Here is an 18,479-nt window from a genome sequence, read left to right on the forward strand (position 1 = left end):
AATTCTACTATTTGCCGCTTTTTTTACAAGAAATAATTATAACATTACACCTGTTTTACGTTATACTTGGGACATAAAGTTTTGATTAAAAAGAGGATACATAATAATGAAAAAAGAAATTATTGCTCTAACCATCGCGGGAAACGATAGCGATGGTAGTGCAGGCATGACTGCCGATCTCCACTCGTTTTACGCACGTGGAGTGTACGGAATGGGATTACTAACTGCAGCAGTTGCTGGAAATACTACTGGTATTTTTGCACAAGAGGTTATGCCCATTCCATTTATCCAAAAGCAATTTGAAGTCTTAAATGACGACTTCAAAATTGATGCATTAAAGACTGGTATGCTGGCCAACAAAGAAGTTATTGGCTGTGTTGCCGAAAATTTGCGCAAATATGACATGGGTAAAATTGTTCTTGATCCCGTTATTATGACCAAACATGGTGATACCCTCTTAGATGATGATGCTTATCAGGCCTTTTTAGACGACTTAATGCCACTAGCTGATATCATTACACCTAACTTTTATGAACAGAAAAAGTTAACTGGACTTGAATTAGCTACATCAGATGAAGTACGTCAAGGTGCTAAGAAACTGCAATCAATGGGTGCTAAAAATGTTTTAATGAAGGGCCGCCATGACGATACTAGCCAGTCTGAGGTAATTGACGTGTTACTAGCTGAAGATGGTAAGTTCTACGAATTCACCAAGCCTTTCATCAATACTGAAAGAATTAACGGTACAGGCGATACCTTATCCGCCGTTATTGCCGCTGAATTGGCTAAAGGCAATTCTATTCTTGATAGTGTCAAGATTGCCAAGGAATTTACTTATGAAGCAATTGCTCATCCAATTGAAGTTGGCTCAAAATATGGTCCAATTAATCATTTCGCAGCACAAGAAGATACGAAGTAATTATCTTTTGCCCCTACTGCTCCTTTAAGATATACTTTAACGAGATAGTAATAGTTGGAGTGTTTTTTATGGCAAACAAAACAATTAAAATTGCATATTTATACGAAGATTTGATGAATACTTACGGTGATTCCGGAGATGTCAAAATCATTCGCTACTTGTTAAAAAAGCAAGGCTATTCAACCCAAATTGATAACGTCTCTTTAGGTGATGAATTTAATGCCTTTGACTACGACTTCGTCTTTTTTGGCGGTGGTCAGGACTTTGAGCAAACTGTCATTGCTAAGGACTTGCCAAGACACAAGGAAACTTTAACTAAATACATCAATGACGGTAAGCCGATGCTAGGAGTTTGTGGTGGCTATCAGCTTGTTGGCACCTATTACAAAACTAACTCTGGTGTCACAATTAAGGGCCTAGACATTTTACCGTTTCATACCGTTTTTAAAGCAGATAAGCGAATGATTGGCGATACTCGCTATATGAGTGAATGGGGCGAAGTTAGAGCCTTTGAAAATCACTCCGGTCAGACTTATTTTGATGATTCAGATAAGTTACATCCCCTGGGTGAAATGATTGAAGGTTATGGTAATAATCCTCAAGATCACGTTGAGGGGCTCCGCTACCGCAATTTCATCGGAACATATTCACATGGTCCTCTCTTAAAAAATCTCAATGTTGCTAATGCAATTGTCAAAATGATTTTATCTTGGCATGATGAACGAGTTAGCGCATAAATATAATGAAAACAAATAGCTCCGAATTATTTTCGGAGCTATTTTTGCTTATTAAAAATCATACAACTGATAAGTATCAATTACTTCCATTCTTCCTGATTATAAGCCATTTGCCAAAATCTTAGTTCATAGTAGCTGCTTCTTAAAAATGCATCCTTCATTTTAGCAAGTTCTTTTTTAGGGACATTGGTTGCGAGCTGGTTAATCAATGCTAACAGTTTTTTTACATTAACTGCATACCAGTCACTGTCGTATGTATCAATCCATTCTTGATAATACTTCACCGGCGATCCTATTTTAGCCATTTTATGACCAATTTCTTGATAAAGCCAATAACATGGTGCAATTGCACACAAAGCTCCAGCTAAGCCATCTCTTTGTAATGTTAGGTAGAGATGATTAACGTACGCATATGCAGTTGGCGCAATTATTGTAGTATCAACTTCATCATCTGTAATGTTAAGTTCTTTGAAAAACTGCTTGCGCACCTCTACTTCGGATTCTTGAAGATCCTCTGCGCTTGCCAGCACAAAGTTTTTAATATTTAAATCTGTAGTTTGCTCTGCAATTAACTGATGAATTTTGGCAAACTCAGATAAATAGTATCGATCCTGGAGCAAATAAAAGCGAAATTTAGCAAGTGGTAATTCTCCACTTTGCAATTCGATGATGAATGGCTGCTTTTCACTTTTAATCCACAAGTCACTAACTAATTGATGCAGTTGATCCGTAAACTCAACCATCTTTGTTCTCCCTAATACCTAATAAATAATAATATAGTGTTTAAATTTCTCTTAGTTTACCCTAGTATTTTTTTATCAGCAAATTCAGATAAATACTTATTGTCTTGGTTTTTAAAAGCATGTATAATTGAAAGCGATAACACGAGGGGTGCCTTTGGCTGAGATAAAATTTATATTTTGAACCCTTTGAACCTGTAAGCTAATTCTTGCGTAGGAACGTGTCAAATAGGCTCTTTAACTGCTTTGACACTCCTAAAATCGTGTCAAAGCTTTTTTCATAGCTTTAAAACGAGGCAAGTATTTTTAGGAGATATACATGAAACTTAACCTTTTAACTAAATTACGTGAAACCAACCCAGTTGTCCTTAACGCTGCAAACTTTGTCACCGTTCAAGATGTGGCTAATGGATTAAATGCGCTTGGTGCATCACCAATTATGAGTAAAGAAATCGCTGAAGCTGATGAGATGGTCCAAATGGCCTCAAGTCTGGCTATTAATTTAGGAACCTTGACTAAATTGCAGATTGAACAAATAAGCAAATTAATGCAGCTAGCTGTTCGTTACCAAAAAACCATCGTTTTGGACCCAGTTGCCGTAGGAGCCGTCAAATATCGCCTAGATACGGCTAACAATCTATTAGCTAATTTCCCTGTCAGTATTATTCGTGGAAATGTTGGTGAAATTGCCGCTTTAGGAGGCTTTAATTGGAACGCCAAAGGAATTGATGCAGGTACTGGAGATGAAAACGTCGATCAAATCACCCAAGAAACTGCTAAAAAATTTCACTGTGTAGTTATTGCAAGTGGTGCAACAGACACCATTAGTGATGGGCAAAAAATAGCTCACATTTATAATGGCACGCCACTATTTCAGGCACATGTAGGATCGGGTGATATGCTATCCAGTATCGTTGCCGCTTTTGCAGCAATTTGTCCCGATTCATTTGAAGCTGCTCAAACAGCAACTCTTGTTTTTTCAGCAACAGGTGAATTATTAGCGCAAGAACATACTGAAGTTGGTCCTGGTACCTTCAGTATGTATCTCATGGATTATCTAGCTAAAATAAGCATTTCTCAAATTGAAAATGTCGCTAAGTTTGATTAGGAGGCTTCTTAATGACAGAAGAAATTAATTCTTTCCCACAAGTTTTAACTATTGCAGGTACCGATTCAGGTGGTGGTGCTGGAATCATGGCTGATCTTAAAACATTTCAAATGCAAAATGTATTTGGTACTGCTGTAGTTGTAGCAGTGACTGCTCAAAACACACTTGGTGTACAAGACTCATTTTTAATGCCACTAGATATGATTGATGCACAGTTCAGCTCTTTAGCTTCTGATTTTAAAATTAGAGCTTGTAAAACTGGTATGCTCGGTGATGCTGCACATGTTCATCAAGTAGCACTTAACCTACAAGAATATGATTTTGGACCTATTACGGTTGATCCTGTAATGGTGGCTAAAGGTGGGGCACCTCTTCTAAGTGAAGATGCAGTTGAAACTGTTAAGAGTGAGCTTCTGCCACTAGCTAATTTAATTACTCCCAATTTACCAGAAGCAGAAGTTCTAACCGGAATTCATGCTAAGAATGAGGAAGACTATCCTAAACTGGCACAAGTTTTACGTGATTTAGGGGTTAAAAATGTTTTAATTAAAGGTGGCCATTCCAATAGTAAAATAGTTCGCGACTATCTTCTGCTTGAAGATAATAGTGATTGTTGGCTCAGTGGTGAACGTTCTTATACCAAGCGTACACATGGCACTGGTGATACTCTCGCTGCCTCTATCACTGCACAGCTAGCGCTTGGGCACCCACTACTTGATGCTGTGCAGCTTGCTAAAAAATATGTTACTAAAACAATTGAGCAGACTATTCAAGTTGGTCATGGTCATGGCCCTCTCAACCATTGGGCAAAATAAGTGAGGCAAAAATGAAAAAATTTAATCCCAAATTTCTACAGGCATATTTTATTTGTGGTACTCAAGATTTACAACAAAATCAAACACTACCAGGTCTTCTCGAGCAAGCTCTAGAAGCTGGAATTACTGCATATCAATTTCGCGAAAAAGGCATAAATTCAATTTCAGACAAATCAGCGCGACTAGCTATGGCACAAGAATTACACCATCTTTGTCAAAAATATAATGTCCCATTTATCATCGATGATGATGTTCAACTTGCTAAAAGTGTCCATGCCGAAGGAATTCACGTAGGTCAAGACGACGAAAATATTTCCCAGGTAATAAAAGAAGCTAAAAATACGATGTTTGTCGGCTATTCATGCTCAACATTAGCCGAAATTGAAACTGCTAATCAAATTGAAGGAATTGATTACTATGGTAGTGGTCCAGTTTTTGCAACTCAGTCAAAAGATGATGCTGACCCAGTAATTGGTCTTGCAGGGCTAAGCAAACTAGTAAAACACTCTTCAAGACCTATTGTTGCAATTGGTGGAATCGAAGAAAAAGATTTACCTGCAATTGCACAGACCAATGCAGCTGGTGCTTCAGTTATTTCTATGATTACGCAAAGTAATGATATCAAGCAAACAGTCACTCAGATGCTGCAAGCACCATGGCATAAATAAAATATACAAGCTCTTAACACATATTCTATGTTCAACGCTAATAGCTTGATTGATATAATTTAATTACCAAAAAACTCCTAAACTGTTGGTCTCAGTTTAGGAGTTTACTTTTATTTAGAATATGATTTTAAAATTAGTTTAGTTTGTTTTTGCGACTTTCTCCAAGGTACGAATCATCTGTGCTACAAAACCTGATTCGTTATCATACCAAGCGTAACCCTTAACTATTTGACCACCATCTTTACCTGAAACAACCTGAGTCAAAGTTGGGTCAAAGACAGAACCATATTCTGTCCCAATAATATCAGAAGAAACAATCTGGTCTTCATTACAGCCAAAAGTTACACTGTTCTCAGTATGCTTTTTAACTCTTCTGTTGAATTCTTCAACTGTTACTTTTTCTTCAACAACTGCTACTAACTCAGTTAATGAACCAGTAATTACCGGAACACGTTCAGCAATACCTGTTAGTCTTCCCTCTAGTTCAGGAATAACTAAGCCAATTGCCTTAGCAGCTCCAGTTGAATGTGGAATAATATTAGCAGCGGCAGCACGAGCATTACGTACATTGCCTCCGCGATCTGGACCATCTTGTAGCATTTGTGTAGCGGTATAAGCATGAAGCGTGGTCATGATTCCTTCTTTAATGCCAAATTCATCATTCATAGCTTTAGCAAGTGGTGCTAAGCAGTTAGTTGTACATGAACCTGCTGAAAGAATTTGATCTTCTGGCTTTATCTGGTCATCATTAACATTATAGACAATTGTCTTCATGTTACCTGCTGGAGCAGAAATTAAAACTTTCTTTACCCCTGCAGCTAAATGAGCTTGAGCCTTTTCAGTAGAAGTATAGAAACCTGTACATTCAAGTACAATTTCGATTCCGTTATTTTTAACCCAAGGTATTTTAGCTGCTTCTTTTTCAGCATAGACTGGAATACTCTTTCCATCAATCACGATACTATTATCTGTTGCAGAAACATCGTGCTTAAAATTACCATGTGCTGTATCATATTTTATCAAGTGTGCTAACATAGCTGGTGAGGTTAAATCGTTAATTGCAACGATTTCCAAATCTTTACTATCGATGTCATATATACGACGTAAAGCTAATCGGCCAATGCGGCCAAAACCATTAATACCAATTTTTGTAGTCATATTAAGTTCCCCCTTTGATTACAAAATTAGTATATTAGACAAAAATCGCTCTGCATAATCCGAGATTATAATAGGGCTATCACTTTTAATGATATGGTGTAACATGAACTTTAACGATTTATCTATTTTTAAAACAATTTATGAGCTAAAATCAATCAACAAAGCTGCATTAAAGCTTGGCTATACCCAATCAAATATTACCGCACGACTTAAAGCCCTTGAAAAAGAAGTTAATGCTCCACTTTTTGTTCGTTCTAATTTAGGTGTTAGACCAACTAGCAGTGGGGAAAAAATGTATAAATTTGCAACTACAACCTTACAAAATTATCAGGACCTAAAAGCAAGCTTAACGACCAGCAAACCACAAATTTTGATTGCTGAACTTCTTTTTGGCTATCTGATTACTAAGAAGCCTAAGTTCTTAATTGATCGCTACGAAGTGATTATTAAAAATACTGATGCGATTCAGGAAATGCTGACTAAAAAGACCTATGATATTGTAATGACTTTTGTTCCAATCAGCTCCTCCAACTACCTATTAACAGAGAAAAGTAGTTTGCAGTCCTGCTTTTTAACTGGAAAAGGCACTGAAAACAAGAAAATACCTGTCGCAATCAACGCTGATTTCAATTGTCCGTTTCGAGATTTAACTTTACAGCTGGCATCAAATAAAAGCGAAATTATCGAAATTGATTCACTCGAGATGATCTTGCAACTAGTGAAGCAAGGCAAAGCAACAGCACTTCTGCCAAAATACTTAATCAGTGATGATTTGGTCCCAGCAAATAAGCAAACTTGGGAAATTCCTTATTATTCATATCGCTATCAGTTTTAATAGAAAAAAGGCGCTCATTACTAAAGTAATAGCGCCTTTTTCTATAGCCGTTTTAAATATGTCTCATAAACTGGACAAAGTTCAAATGCATATTGCTGATATGTTTTCATTGAAAGCTGATCTGTCGAATCAAACTCTCCAGCTAAAACTTGAAAGTTCTTGTTTGCCCACAGTAACAGTATTTGTTGCAACTCCATTAATCTACTCAAGTCACCTGCTCCCATCCAACCTAATGTTAGTTCTTTTGGATTATCTTCAAAAGAAAAGCAATACGCCTCAATTTGATTCATAGAAACCAATGCTAATGGTGCATCTTCTAACTGATCTGCAAAAACCATGTTATCCCATTCAGTTAGAGGTATTTCAGCTACTGGATTGGCTAAGTGATTTCTCTGATAATCCCTAAAAGAAATTTGCGCTATTTTTTCACGCATATCAGAATCATATTGTAATTGGCGCAAAGTAATAGCTTTTAAGTTGCTCTTCTTTATTGGTGTTAAGCCCTCCATAGCACTTTGCAATGACATTTTGGGTTCAACCGTTTTCCGAATCAAGTTGAAGCCATCGTCTTGCGCTAAAAAATTGAAAAGTAACTGTGGCGCGTAGTCATAAGTAATCAAAGCCTGGCAGTTTTCCTGCTGCGCCTTCTTAGTTAAGTCTGCAACAATTTGAAGATAAACTCGTTCTAACTCTGCTGCGGAAAAGTTAGGGTTGAGATAAGCCGCAAAACTTAAAGAATAAGGATGAAATCCATTTTTCCAGTAAGTACTTATACCCACTTTTTTATTTCCCAGGCAATAAGTTCTCACGTTTTGAGGATATTGCTTTGTTGCAGTTTTGATTTCCCTATCCTCAATAACGTCAGCTAATAATTCATCATACATAGTAAATTTCTAACTCACCTAACCTGCTCTGACCAGTTAAAACTAAAGTAGGTCCTCCACCAGTCGACTCCCCGTTAATCTCTAATTCGCCTAAAGTCACATCTAGTCTCCTGCTATCAATTTTCCATGATTTAGGAATGTAAATCTCTACTTCTCCTAACGAAGCATTAATATCCATAGTGATAAATGCGCCTGCAGGTTTAGCTTGATCAAGGTATATCTCGGCTTCGCCTAAAGATGAGTTAACCGTAACTCTACGTAAATTTTGTGAATGAACATAACGCGAAACGGATGATAAATGCTGATTAATTACTATGTCCTCGCCCTCAATCGTACTGGTGCTAGATTCAGTAAAATCGCCTTGATCAGAATCATCTTTTTTATAGCCAAAATAAAATTTAGGCCAGAAGCTTTTTTTGAAGATCATTGTGAAACCGATGTAAAGTAATAGTGCTGCGATTAAAATTGTCCATGGAACGAGCTTCACGATATGTAGTGGCTTTGCATAAATAATTAATAGAAAAGCAATTGAGAAAATTGCCCCAAACAAGCTCTTATTTACGGCACTTTCAATTAAGCAAACACCAAAGACTATTGTCCAGATAATTGTGCCTATTCCCAAATGAAATGTTAATAAATGTAATTGGTTAAGAACTAAGAAAACAGCTGCAGCAACGAATGCCAACCCCCAAAATAGTTCTCTAATTTTATGCTTTCTCATTATTAAGACCTTCTTTCATTGAGTCGATCATTTAGATTACGATAGTAGTGCCGCGAAACATAGACAGTTTTATAAGAATCGCGAAAATTAATTTTGCAGTTCGAAATTGAACGTGTTAATGAATAAATTTGATTTAAATTTAAGATGGTTGATTTTGAAACACGCATAAACTGATTACTTAATAACTTCTCCAGTTCATACAGTTTATAATCAACAATAAATGCATCCCTGCACGTGTGTGCAATTACCTGCTTATCTTCAGTTTCAAAAAATAAAATCTCGTTCAAGCTCAGATAATAAGAAACATTCTCTTTTTTGCCTTCAATTTGATCAGGATGACTATTAATCCCCTGTAATTGCTGATATATCTGTTCAACTTCTGGAGTAACAGCTTTAGCATTAATAGTTACACATGTATCTTCATCATCTAAATCAGGATTTAGTTCTATTTTTATTTTCACAATTCTCACCTGCCCTTCATTACTTAATGATTTAATTAAACTATTATTTTTATTTTAAATCTAGCCTTTTTACCTAAGTGGCAATTATCTCGAACTAAGTGGACAATTATAGGCAAACAAAAAGCAGTTCATATCATAATGAACTGCTTTTTAATTATTCTAGTCCAACTTTTTTGAAGATCTCATCAACATGACGTAAATGATAATGATAATCAAATGCATCCGCTACATCAGCTTCTGACAAATAATCCATTATTTTACTTTCTTCAACTAGTTTTCTAAATGAAATTCCTTCATTCCATGATTTAGTTGTTAGCTTTTGAACCATATCATAAGCATCTTCACGAGAAAGACCTGCTTCATCAATTAGTTTCAGCAGTAAGCGTTGCGAATAGATTAGGCCATATGTCTTGTCCATGTTTTTGAGCATTGTTTCTGGGAAGACATCAAGGTTAGTCAAAATTCGGTTAAAACGATCTAACATATAATCAATTGCAATAGTGCTGTCAGGTAAAATAATACGTTCAGCACTTGAATGAGAAATATCCCGCTCATGCCATAGCGTTACATCTTCATATGCCGTTACGATATGTCCACGCAGTACTCGTGCCATTCCACAAAGATTCTCTGAACCAATTGGATTACGCTTATGCGGCATCGCAGATGAACCTTTTTGCCCAGCACGGAAATGCTCTTCAACTTCATGAATCTCTGAGCGTTGCAAGCCGCGAATTTCAGTTGCCCAGTTTTCAATACTAGTAGCAATCAATGCCAAAGTAGCAATATACTCAGCGTGCAAATCACGTGGTAAAACTTGACTCGTGATTGGTTGTTGCGTTAATCCTAACTGCTTTAAAACACTCGTTTCAATCTCTGGCGGAACATTAGCAAAAGTACCAACTGCACCCGAAATTTTACCAGATTCAACACCTTTAGCTGCATGCTCGAAACGCTCGATATCACGATTAATTTCCGCATACCAACGTGCAAGTTTCAAGCCGAATGTTGTTGGCTCAGCTTGGACACCATGTGTCCGGCCCATTTCTACAGTATTTTTATATTTACGCGCCTTTTCAGCAATCGTCTTTTTCAATTCATGCAGATCTTGACGAATGATTTCATCTGCCTGCTTTAAAATATATCCTTGTGCAGTATCAACAACATCAGTTGAGGTTAATCCGAAATGAACCCACTTTTTCTCAGGTCCAAGGCTTTCAGACACCGTTCTTGTAAAAGCAACAACGTCATGATGCGTCACTTGTTCTAATTCTGCTACTCTTTCAGCAGTAAAGCTAGCGTTCTTAGCTATCTTTTCCGCATCTTCTTTTGGAACTTCTCCTGCTTCACACCAAGCGTTAGTAGCCGCAATTTCGACTTTTAACCAAGCAGCATACTTGTTTTCATCTGACCAAATTTTCCCCATCTCTGGGCGTGTGTAACGTTCTAACATAGATTATATTTCCCATGGATTTCGTAAAACAATCGTTTGCTCACGTTCAGGACCAACCGAAACTGTTACTAGCGGAATATCAACTAATTCAGAAATGCGGTTTAAAAACTTTTGAGCATTTTTTGGTAAATCATCCCAAGATTTTGCACCAGTTATATCTTCTTGCCAAGCAGGAAGTTCTTCATAAACTGGCTTGCAACGCTCTAATTCCTTTAAGCTTGCTGGGTAATAATCGATCTCTTGGCCATCAAGTTCATATGCTGTAGCAATTTTTACTGTATCAAAACCACTAAAAATATCTAGCAAGTTAAGGCTAAGTCCATTAATTCCAGAAACGCGTTTAGCGTGACGCAAAGCAACTGAATCGAACCAACCCACACGACGTGGCCGTCCTGTAACTGTTCCATATTCATGTGCAGTTTCACGAATTAAATCCCCAGTTTCATCATTAAGTTCAGTTGGGAATGGTCCAGCACCTACACGAGTTGTGTAAGCCTTGCAGACACCGATTACTGTGTTTAAGCGATTAGCGCCGACACCCATTCCACTGGCAATTCCACCTGAAATTGAATTTGATGAAGTAACAAATGGATATGTTCCTTCATCAATATCAAGCATAATTCCTTGCGCACCTTCAAACAAAACTTTTTCGTTGTTATCAAGTGCATCGTTAACCAAAACAGAGGTATCGGTAACGTATTTCTTCATTTTTTGACCATATTCATAGTATTGGTCAAAAATGTCGTCAAATTTAAGTGCATCTTTACCATAGACTTTGGTAAAGAGTTCATTTTTCTCTTTTAAATTAGCCCGTAGTTTTTCTTCAAAGGTGTCTTTTTCAAGCAAGTCACAAACTCTGATGCCAACTCTAGATGCCTTATCCATATATGCCGGGCCAATTCCGTTTTTGGTAGTACCAATCTTGTTTGCACCCTTGGCCTCTTCTTGGTACTCATCTTGCAAAATATGGTACGGCATAATAATATGCGCACGGTTTGAAATCTTTAGTTTACTGGTGTCAATTCCACTTTCTTCTAGGCTTTTTACTTCACCTAGTAATACTTCTGGATTAATTACTACACCATTACCAATGACCGCACCCTTAGCTGATGCAAAAATTCCGGATGGAATCAAACGCATCTTAAAAGTTTGGTCATCAATTTCAATTGTGTGTCCAGCGTTATTACCACCATTCGAGCGAACTGCATAAGCAGCTTCCTTACTAAGGAAATCGGTAATTTTACCCTTTCCTTCATCGCCCCATTGGCTTCCAACAACTGCAACTGCTGTCATTTTCATTCACCTCATCAAAATCTACAAATATCACGTAAATAGTCTAGCAATTTATAGCTATGTAGTCAAATTTAAATGCGAATTATAACCACAAGGTTATTTTAAATAGTTCGATTTTTATATTGACAAAAAAAGGCTTTTTGATTATAGTAATTTGGTTCAAAACCAAGATTTATATAGGAGCTAATTTACTCATGAGTAATTATTTTAGTGTGGAAGCTTTTGACTATGATGACATTCAGCTTGTTCCCAATAAGGGAATCATCAAAAGTAGACACGATGCAGACACAAGTGTTAAGTTTGGAAACCGAACATTTAAAATTCCAGTTGTGCCAGCTAACATGGAAAGTGTCATTAATGATGAACTTGCTGTTTGGTTGGCCAAAAATGGTTATTACTATGTAATGCATCGCTTTCAGCCTGAAAAGCGCCTTGACTTCATTAAAATGATGCACGAAAAAGGGCTATTTGCATCAATTTCAGTAGGAATTAAACAAGGTGAATACGACTTTATCGATCAACTAGCCAAAGAGAACATTGTTCCAGAATACATCACGATTGACGTTGCACATGGTCATTCGGTTTATGTCATCGACATGATTAAGTACATCAAAGAAAAATTGCCTGACACTTTTTTAACTGCTGGAAACATAGCAACACCAGAAGCAGTTCGCGAGTTAGAAAACGCAGGAGCAGATGCGACTAAAGTCGGTGTTGGCCCTGGTCGTGCCTGCATTACCAAACTAAAAACTGGCTTTGGTACAGGTGGCTGGCAATTAGCCGCTTTAAGAATGTGTAGTAAAGTTGCAAGTAAACCTGTGATTGCTGACGGTGGTATTCGTTATAACGGCGATATTGCTAAATCTGTTCGTTTTGGTGCGACAATGGTAATGATTGGCTCAATGCTTGCTGGTCATGAAGAATCTCCTGGTAATGTCATCAAAATCAATGGCAAGACATATAAGCAATACTGGGGATCTGCTTCAGAGGTCCAAAAGGGCGCTTATCGTAACGTTGAAGGTAAGCAAATGTTAGTGCCATACCGTGGTTCAATTGCTGATACGTTGACAGAAATGGAAGAAGATTTACAGTCTTCTATCTCCTACGCAGGTGGAAAAGACCTCAGTTCTATTAAATTAGTTGATTACGTTATTGTTAAAAACACTATTATGAGTGGTGACAAATAATTATAATAATTTTTTATTGTTATTATTAATTTGCAGTGGCATTAAATAAGTATTTCCGTTAAAATGGTATTTATCTCAGTATTGTTAGGTAGTCAGTACTGGGATTTTTTGTGCACATATTTTAATAAAAAGATGCTGACTAAAAAGCGAAAATATTCTTTTGGAAAGCATATTGAACGCAATTGATTTTAATGGGTAAAAGAATGCGAGAAAATAATAGAAAAAGTAGATGGACTATAAGATTTAAAAAATTTATAAGTAATAACGGCTTGGTACTACTATTATTGATAAAAGCTATCATAGCACTAGTGGCACTAGTCGTTCTATTTGAAATTATAAAATCAAATGTTTACTATCCAGTCTATAAATTGATAGGTGTATTATCTATAGAAATTCTTAAAATGATATCTGCATTTGTATTATTAGTAGTTATCAACTACTTTACAAGGATTGTAATTATTTATCTTAGCCCAGTACAAATAGATCGAAATAAGTTTATCAACAGTACAACTATAAAATTAAAAGACTTTATATGTAATAAGTATCCTTCAAATTTAAGAGTGATATATTTTTTAGCATTTGGTTTTTTAGCATTTGTTCTTAGAACTTATCCAGAATGTAGATTAACAATAATAGCACTTGTTGTTTGTTGGTTCCTATTACTTGTCCAGATAATATGGGATATGGTAAGAAAATATTCTGAAAAAAAAGGTGGATGGGATAGTATCAAAACCACAATTAAGAAATTGAACAAATATGGTCCTGTATGTGTTGAGATTTCAGGAGCCTATATACTTGGGATTGTGGAAATAATAGTTACCTACTATCTCAAATGTTCTCCTAATAAATATTCTATGGTATTAAAGATATTTCGCACACTTTTAACGATGCTAGTTGTCGCCATTTATACAGTAACTTTCATGCAAGTATTGACTAATTGGCTAGATGGAAGTGCCCGTCCAGCAAGATCAGCCGTGAAAATGAATGTTTCGCTGGTAGTTTATGAGCTTGCAGCAGTAGTTCTGTTTGCTACAAGTATACAATTGATTGCAACTGATATTATTGGAAGCAAGCTGAATCCGTACGATGCTGCACTTTATTTGTTTTTAACTTTTATATTTAATTTAGTAGTTTGGTTTGCTTATTTTAGCTATTGTGGTTGGATTCTAAAGGAAAATCATTTATCATTAAGTTACGAATTTTGGACACTACTTATGAAATCGACTATTCAAGCGTCTATTGCCTATGGAGCAATAGAAAGTCAAATAGTGGGGACCGTTGGATTAGGTAAGGAAATTACTATTTTGCTTTGTGCATTAAATTGCTGGGCAACAACTTTTTATCCAATGATAGATATGTACAAATATGTTAGGAAAAGTTTGGAAACTAGACCAATCCAGTATAAATAAAAGAACTATTACTTTGAGTACGAGCTTTTATTTTGTAGTAATAAAAACTTCCGTATTTAGATGTATCTGATGCTCTACCATACAGAGAGTGGTTGATTTTCTATATCTAAAAAGAGCTCCATAATAATTAGCTTGTGTGTCTAACTATCATGGAGCACTTTAATTTTTGTAAAATTTAATCACTCAAATTATAATTCTAAGTAACTACGCTTATTTAACTTCTTCAAATAAAGGGCACTTTTGCTGACTTTTGACATCAAATAAACCCTTATCTGAAATTTTGAAGCTTGGTGAAACAAGCAGAGACAGTGTTGAGAAGGACATAATTTCGTTAGTATTTTTATATCCTAGTTCTTGCATTGTCTTGCGGATTTTACCTATTTCACTACCGAGCACTTGCATTGGTTGGTCACTAGCAACTCCACCAATTGGTAGCTCAGCATTAGCAACTATTTCTTCACCTTTAGCAGCAATATAACCACCCTGCTGCTCAATTAATTGATGTTGGATTTTTAGCATTGCCTTTGTGTTAGTTCCCATTACCATCAGGTTATGATGATCATGTGCCCAGGTGGCGCCTACTGCTCCGTCCTTGAGGATGCCGCGATCAACTAGGCCAACACTATAGCGACCTTTTTCACCGTTATAACGGTCTTGTACAAGAATCATAGCTAGGCCTGCGTTTTGCCATTGAATAATATTGTTGTCTACTTCTAGTTCAACTTGAATATGATTTGTGAAAGTACCAACTGGGTTAACTTGAATGACATTAGCTAATACGTCGCCATTACTTACCAAGTCTGTTTTGAGCACAAAGTCTTCACTGGTTAATTTAGGAGCATTGATTGAATGACGTAACGTCGGTAAAAACTGGTAATCAGTTTTTGTTTCAATATCTTCAGCATTTATCCCGTTTTTGTAAACTGCTTCAATTGACAAAGTCTTCGGATTATCCAAAATAACAAAGTCGGCTACTCTACCAGGGGCAATTGCACCGCGATCCCATAATCCCATATGACGAGCTGGTGTGTATGTTGAAATATAAATTGCTTCTTCTGGTGTCATCCCCATTTCGATTGCTTTTTTAACCAAATGGTTCAAATGACTGTGCAGTAAAGTGTCTGGCATTGAGTCATCTGTCACAAGGGCCACGTGCTCAAAATACTTATGCTCAATAATTGTGTCAATTACTTCTTGGTGCATTGACTTCAGCTGTACTTCAACAAACATCCCGTTACGAACTTTTTCATTAACTAAATCTGCCGTTTGTTGAGTGTGATCAGTAGTGATACCTGCATACAAAACTTTAGCCAAATCTTCACCAGCATATGCTGGAACATGTCCTTCTAATGGTAATGTAGGCTTTTCTTGACGGCAAGTTTTGATAATATCTTTGATTAATGTTTCACGTGGTGATGTCATCCCTTTAAAGTTCATCACCTCACCCAAACAAATAAATCGGGGATCTTTAAGTAGTTCCTGAACTTCTTTGACACCTATCTGGCCACCAGTTGTTTCCATATCTGGATTAGTCGAAGGCACAGACGAAGGAATACCAAAGAAAATATCAATTGGTGCTGGCTCATCAATAAAGTTTTTGAGTCCCTCAATACCAGCAACATTAGTTATTTCATGGTCATCCGCCACAATTGTCGTTGTACCGTATTTTAAAATCGTTTGACCCATAATTGCTGGCGTAGTCATTGAAGAGTCAATGTGCATGTGGGCATCAACAAATCCCGGAATTAAGTACTTACCTTTTAAATCAAGTGTTTTCTTTGCTTCAATTCCTGGCAAATCTGTATTAATCCAATAGAATTTTCCGTCTTTGACTGTTACTTGTGTGTCAACAAATTTACGCAGAAATACATTAAAAATATGGCCGTTTTTAATCAACAGATCAACTTGTGTCATTTTACCTCCCATAAATAAAGAGCTGGTTTTAGCCAACTCTTTTATTTTTTCTTATTACTGATTCATTATCTTGTTCCACTGACTTATCCACGAAGACATATGACTATTCACATAGAAGAAATCAATTGTCTTTGCTCTTTTAGCAACGTCACCGTAAGTCTTATTTGCTGCCTCTGCAGGTGACAATTCAACTTGTGAGTTAACCGGTGCATTATTAAGTGACTTAGCACCAGCAACTTTTTTCTGGTTTTCTTTGCTTAGTCTAAAATCAATGTACTTGTAAGCAGCGTCCGCATTTTTGCTATTCTTTAAAATCGCAATATTGTCATAGTTTGCATAAGTACCTGAAGCTGGCACCATGTACTTCAAACTTGGATTTGTCGCTTTCAACATTCCAACGGCGTAGTCACCAACAACTGCAACAGTGATTTCTCCTGTCTTAAACATATTACTCAAATCTGAACTTTGTGCATAAGTTTTTACAACATTTGGTTTCAACTGTTTCATTGCCTGAAACGCTGCCTTACCATCATCCTTAGTCACATCAACATTAGCATGGTCACCTGCAACATAGAGCATTGCTGGACCAAAAGTTGTTGCAAAATCTGGTACGGCAATCTTACCCTTTAGTTTCTTTGACCATAAGTCATTCCAATCTTTGATTTGAACTTTCTTTGGATTGTAAATGATACCTAAACTATTAACAGTGTATGGCACAGTATTAGTCTGTTTAGCTAGCTTTTGTTGATCGCTCGATAAATACTTAAAGTTCTTAATTTTTGAAAAATCTAACTTTTTAAACAGTTTCTTTTTAGAACCTGTAATCGCATTATTTTGTGCTAACTCAATCACATCAACTGTTGAATTAGGATTGTGTTCTATCTGTGTTAAACGAGTTGAACTATCACCAAATTGCGTAGAAACTTTCACATTATTTTTCTTAGCGTAAGGATCAAGGACATCTGAGCGCATTTGCTTTGTTGATAAACCAAAGGTTGATACAACCAATTTACCACTATTTGTACTAGATGAACAAGCCGTGGTTGCAATAGCAGTTCCGGCAACGATAAAGCTGGCAGCTGCCAAGCAAGCTTTTTTGAATTTCATAATAATAAAAAACCTTCCTGAATATCTACTCTGACAATGGATGAAGATGTTTAGATGGGAGTGTAAGTTTGACCTCATCCCCTGAACTGCGCATCTTCTGTCTTGCTTCCTCAACTTGGAAGTCACCCAATTCTGAATGAATAGTGTATTTAAAACTTTGTCCCAAATATTCACGACCAGTTATCGTACCAATCAAAGTGTTTTCGGTACTATCTGCGTTCAACTGAATGTTTTCGGGACGAATGGTAAGAACTTTCGCATTCTCATTATTTTCTTCAGTTGTTAATCTCGTTCCCTTGACTGCAATATGATAACTATCCTCACGGTTGTCTGCATTAACTGGAATAAAGTTGTCGTAACCAATAAACCGAGCCACATACTCCGTACGCGGATGATGAAAAATATTTTCGGGACGGTCAAATTGTTCGATCCGTCCTTGATTCATAATTAAAACTTTGTCAGAAATTGCAAAACATTCTTGTTGATCATGCGTGACAAAAAGAACTGTCATCTTCATTTCTTGCTGTAATTTACGAATCTCTTCACGCATTTTTAAACGCAATTTAGCATCAAGGTTGCTTAATGGCTCATCCATCAATAGCATCTCTGGATTAGTAACTAGAGCCCTTGCCAAGGAAACTCGTTGTTGCTGTCCTCCAGAAAGTTGTGCCGGAAATTGACTTGCTAGGTCGCTTAAACCCGTCATTTCAAGTATTCCGGTCACTTTTTCGTTAATTTCCTGCTTTGGTAATTTGTGCATTTTTAAGCCAAACGCCACATTATCGAAAACACTTAAATGTGGAAATAAGGCATAACTTTGGAACACCATCCCAAAGTTGCGTTTATACACCGGTGTTTTGGTAATGTCTTTACCATTAACTAAAATTTGCCCTGCAGTTTCTTGAATTAGGCCCGCAATTATTCTTAAAGTTGTAGTTTTTCCACAACCCGAAGGTCCTAGAATTGAAACCAATTCACCATTTTCAATTGTAAAAGATATATCCTGCAAAACTTTAGTTTTACCATCATATGATTTTGCTAAATTTTTTACTTCTAAATTTGCCACACTCAAA

18 protein-coding genes and 1 riboswitch are annotated in these 18,479 nt (G+C 36.6%); of the genes, 8 read left to right on the forward strand and 10 right to left on the reverse strand.

Annotation, left to right across the window (positions count from 1 at the left end):
• The first annotated feature begins 106 nt into the window (after positions 1 to 106).
• Entirely contained in the window at positions 107 to 919 is an 813-nt protein-coding gene (thiD, locus tag H3R25_RS05775) for a bifunctional hydroxymethylpyrimidine kinase/phosphomethylpyrimidine kinase (RefSeq protein WP_232349835.1), read from the forward strand.
• Between the two features lie 68 nt (positions 920 to 987).
• Positions 988 to 1,656 (forward strand): type 1 glutamine amidotransferase, encoded by a 669-nt coding sequence (locus H3R25_RS05780; protein ID WP_046307904.1) that lies wholly within the window; start codon positions 988 to 990, stop codon positions 1,654 to 1,656.
• Between the two features lie 80 nt (positions 1,657 to 1,736).
• On the opposite strand, the gene tenA is transcribed toward H3R25_RS05780, so the two are convergent.
• The gene (gene tenA / locus H3R25_RS05785; protein ID WP_198194555.1) at positions 1,737 to 2,399 is read right to left on the reverse strand and encodes a thiaminase II; all 663 of its coding nucleotides are present in this window, start codon (positions 2,397 to 2,399) and stop codon (positions 1,737 to 1,739) included.
• Positions 2,400 to 2,533: 134 nt separating this feature from the next.
• Positions 2,534 to 2,633, forward strand: a riboswitch (TPP riboswitch).
• 82 nt (positions 2,634 to 2,715) lie between these two features.
• Here tenA and thiM point away from each other — a divergent pair.
• The 3 genes from thiM to thiE are packed head-to-tail and all read left to right on the forward strand — an operon-like array spanning position 2,716 to position 4,987.
• Positions 2,716 to 3,504, forward strand: a complete 789-nt coding sequence (gene thiM / locus H3R25_RS05790) for a hydroxyethylthiazole kinase (protein ID WP_198194556.1) — start codon at positions 2,716 to 2,718, stop codon at positions 3,502 to 3,504.
• Positions 3,505 to 3,515: 11 nt separating this feature from the next.
• On the forward strand, positions 3,516 to 4,319 hold the full coding sequence (gene thiD, locus H3R25_RS05795; protein ID WP_198194557.1) for a bifunctional hydroxymethylpyrimidine kinase/phosphomethylpyrimidine kinase: 804 nt from the start codon (positions 3,516 to 3,518) through the stop codon (positions 4,317 to 4,319).
• An 11-nt stretch (positions 4,320 to 4,330) separates the two neighbouring features.
• Complete coding sequence (thiE, locus tag H3R25_RS05800; protein WP_198194558.1) at positions 4,331 to 4,987, forward strand: thiamine phosphate synthase; 657 nt, start codon at positions 4,331 to 4,333, stop codon at positions 4,985 to 4,987.
• Between the two features lie 138 nt (positions 4,988 to 5,125).
• Here thiE and gap read toward each other — a convergent pair whose 3' ends face one another.
• On the reverse strand, positions 5,126 to 6,145 hold the full coding sequence (gene gap / locus H3R25_RS05805) for a type I glyceraldehyde-3-phosphate dehydrogenase (RefSeq protein WP_198194559.1): 1,020 nt from the start codon (positions 6,143 to 6,145) through the stop codon (positions 5,126 to 5,128).
• 103 nt (positions 6,146 to 6,248) lie between these two features.
• Here gap and H3R25_RS05810 point away from each other — a divergent pair, with 103 nt between their 5' ends.
• Positions 6,249 to 6,980 (forward strand): LysR family transcriptional regulator, encoded by a 732-nt coding sequence (locus H3R25_RS05810; protein ID WP_158593032.1) that lies wholly within the window; start codon positions 6,249 to 6,251, stop codon positions 6,978 to 6,980.
• A gap of 41 nt (positions 6,981 to 7,021) precedes the next feature.
• On the opposite strand, the gene H3R25_RS05815 is transcribed toward H3R25_RS05810, so the two are convergent.
• From H3R25_RS05815 to H3R25_RS05835, 5 genes are all read right to left on the reverse strand, one after another.
• Positions 7,022 to 7,759, reverse strand: a complete 738-nt coding sequence (locus tag H3R25_RS05815; RefSeq protein WP_198194560.1) for a hypothetical protein — start codon at positions 7,757 to 7,759, stop codon at positions 7,022 to 7,024.
• 97 nt (positions 7,760 to 7,856) lie between these two features.
• Positions 7,857 to 8,585, reverse strand: a complete 729-nt coding sequence (locus tag H3R25_RS05820; RefSeq protein ID WP_198194561.1) for a hypothetical protein — start codon at positions 8,583 to 8,585, stop codon at positions 7,857 to 7,859.
• Positions 8,586 to 8,587: 2 nt separating this feature from the next.
• Positions 8,588 to 9,046: a LytTR family DNA-binding domain-containing protein gene (locus H3R25_RS05825; RefSeq protein ID WP_046308190.1), complete on the reverse strand. Its 459-nt coding sequence runs from the start codon at positions 9,044 to 9,046 to the stop codon at positions 8,588 to 8,590.
• A gap of 154 nt (positions 9,047 to 9,200) precedes the next feature.
• Positions 9,201 to 10,496 (reverse strand): adenylosuccinate lyase, encoded by a 1,296-nt coding sequence (gene purB, locus H3R25_RS05830; protein WP_122036250.1) that lies wholly within the window; start codon positions 10,494 to 10,496, stop codon positions 9,201 to 9,203.
• 3 nt (positions 10,497 to 10,499) lie between these two features.
• The gene (locus H3R25_RS05835) at positions 10,500 to 11,789 is read right to left on the reverse strand and encodes an adenylosuccinate synthase (protein ID WP_198194562.1); all 1,290 of its coding nucleotides are present in this window, start codon (positions 11,787 to 11,789) and stop codon (positions 10,500 to 10,502) included.
• 194 nt (positions 11,790 to 11,983) lie between these two features.
• Here H3R25_RS05835 and H3R25_RS05840 point away from each other — a divergent pair, with 194 nt between their 5' ends.
• Positions 11,984 to 12,976 (forward strand): GMP reductase, encoded by a 993-nt coding sequence (locus tag H3R25_RS05840; RefSeq protein ID WP_198194563.1) that lies wholly within the window; start codon positions 11,984 to 11,986, stop codon positions 12,974 to 12,976.
• A gap of 191 nt (positions 12,977 to 13,167) precedes the next feature.
• Positions 13,168 to 14,385 carry a hypothetical protein gene (locus H3R25_RS05845; protein WP_198194564.1) on the forward strand — a complete coding sequence of 406 codons (1,218 nt, stop codon included), beginning with the start codon at positions 13,168 to 13,170 and terminating at the stop codon, positions 14,383 to 14,385.
• 210 nt (positions 14,386 to 14,595) lie between these two features.
• On the opposite strand, the gene H3R25_RS05850 is transcribed toward H3R25_RS05845, so the two are convergent.
• The 3 genes from H3R25_RS05850 to H3R25_RS05860 are packed head-to-tail and all read right to left on the reverse strand — an operon-like array spanning position 14,596 to position 18,472.
• Positions 14,596 to 16,299: an adenine deaminase C-terminal domain-containing protein gene (locus tag H3R25_RS05850; RefSeq protein WP_198194565.1), complete on the reverse strand. Its 1,704-nt coding sequence runs from the start codon at positions 16,297 to 16,299 to the stop codon at positions 14,596 to 14,598.
• A 54-nt stretch (positions 16,300 to 16,353) separates the two neighbouring features.
• Positions 16,354 to 17,406: a PotD/PotF family extracellular solute-binding protein gene (locus H3R25_RS05855; protein WP_198194566.1), complete on the reverse strand. Its 1,053-nt coding sequence runs from the start codon at positions 17,404 to 17,406 to the stop codon at positions 16,354 to 16,356.
• 25 nt (positions 17,407 to 17,431) lie between these two features.
• Positions 17,432 to 18,472 carry an ABC transporter ATP-binding protein gene (locus H3R25_RS05860; protein ID WP_198194567.1) on the reverse strand — a complete coding sequence of 347 codons (1,041 nt, stop codon included), beginning with the start codon at positions 18,470 to 18,472 and terminating at the stop codon, positions 17,432 to 17,434.
• Positions 18,473 to 18,479 lie beyond the last annotated feature (7 nt).

Origin of the sequence: Lactobacillus sp. M0390 (assembly GCF_016102085.1) — a bacterium.
Taxonomy (GTDB): domain Bacteria; phylum Bacillota; class Bacilli; order Lactobacillales; family Lactobacillaceae; genus Lactobacillus; species Lactobacillus apis.

What these genes read in the sequence shown, in the direction of transcription:
- thiD (WP_232349835.1), top strand. Translation starts at nt 107, where the DNA reads ATGAAAAAAGAAATTATTGCTCTAACCATCGCGGGAAACGATAGCGAT.
- H3R25_RS05780 (WP_046307904.1), top strand. Translation starts at nt 988, where the DNA reads ATGGCAAACAAAACAATTAAAATTGCATATTTATACGAAGATTTGATG.
- tenA (WP_198194555.1), bottom strand. Translation starts at nt 2,399, where the DNA reads ATGGTTGAGTTTACGGATCAACTGCATCAATTAGTTAGTGACTTGTGG.
- thiM (WP_198194556.1), top strand. Translation starts at nt 2,716, where the DNA reads ATGAAACTTAACCTTTTAACTAAATTACGTGAAACCAACCCAGTTGTC.
- thiD (WP_198194557.1), top strand. Translation starts at nt 3,516, where the DNA reads ATGACAGAAGAAATTAATTCTTTCCCACAAGTTTTAACTATTGCAGGT.
- thiE (WP_198194558.1), top strand. Translation starts at nt 4,331, where the DNA reads ATGAAAAAATTTAATCCCAAATTTCTACAGGCATATTTTATTTGTGGT.
- gap (WP_198194559.1), bottom strand. Translation starts at nt 6,145, where the DNA reads ATGACTACAAAAATTGGTATTAATGGTTTTGGCCGCATTGGCCGATTA.
- H3R25_RS05810 (WP_158593032.1), top strand. Translation starts at nt 6,249, where the DNA reads ATGAACTTTAACGATTTATCTATTTTTAAAACAATTTATGAGCTAAAA.
- H3R25_RS05820 (WP_198194561.1), bottom strand. Translation starts at nt 8,585, where the DNA reads ATGAGAAAGCATAAAATTAGAGAACTATTTTGGGGGTTGGCATTCGTT.
- purB (WP_122036250.1), bottom strand. Translation starts at nt 10,496, where the DNA reads ATGTTAGAACGTTACACACGCCCAGAGATGGGGAAAATTTGGTCAGAT.
- H3R25_RS05835 (WP_198194562.1), bottom strand. Translation starts at nt 11,789, where the DNA reads ATGACAGCAGTTGCAGTTGTTGGAAGCCAATGGGGCGATGAAGGAAAG.
- H3R25_RS05840 (WP_198194563.1), top strand. Translation starts at nt 11,984, where the DNA reads ATGAGTAATTATTTTAGTGTGGAAGCTTTTGACTATGATGACATTCAG.
- H3R25_RS05845 (WP_198194564.1), top strand. Translation starts at nt 13,168, where the DNA reads ATGGGTAAAAGAATGCGAGAAAATAATAGAAAAAGTAGATGGACTATA.
- H3R25_RS05850 (WP_198194565.1), bottom strand. Translation starts at nt 16,299, where the DNA reads ATGACACAAGTTGATCTGTTGATTAAAAACGGCCATATTTTTAATGTA.
- H3R25_RS05855 (WP_198194566.1), bottom strand. Translation starts at nt 17,406, where the DNA reads ATGAAATTCAAAAAAGCTTGCTTGGCAGCTGCCAGCTTTATCGTTGCC.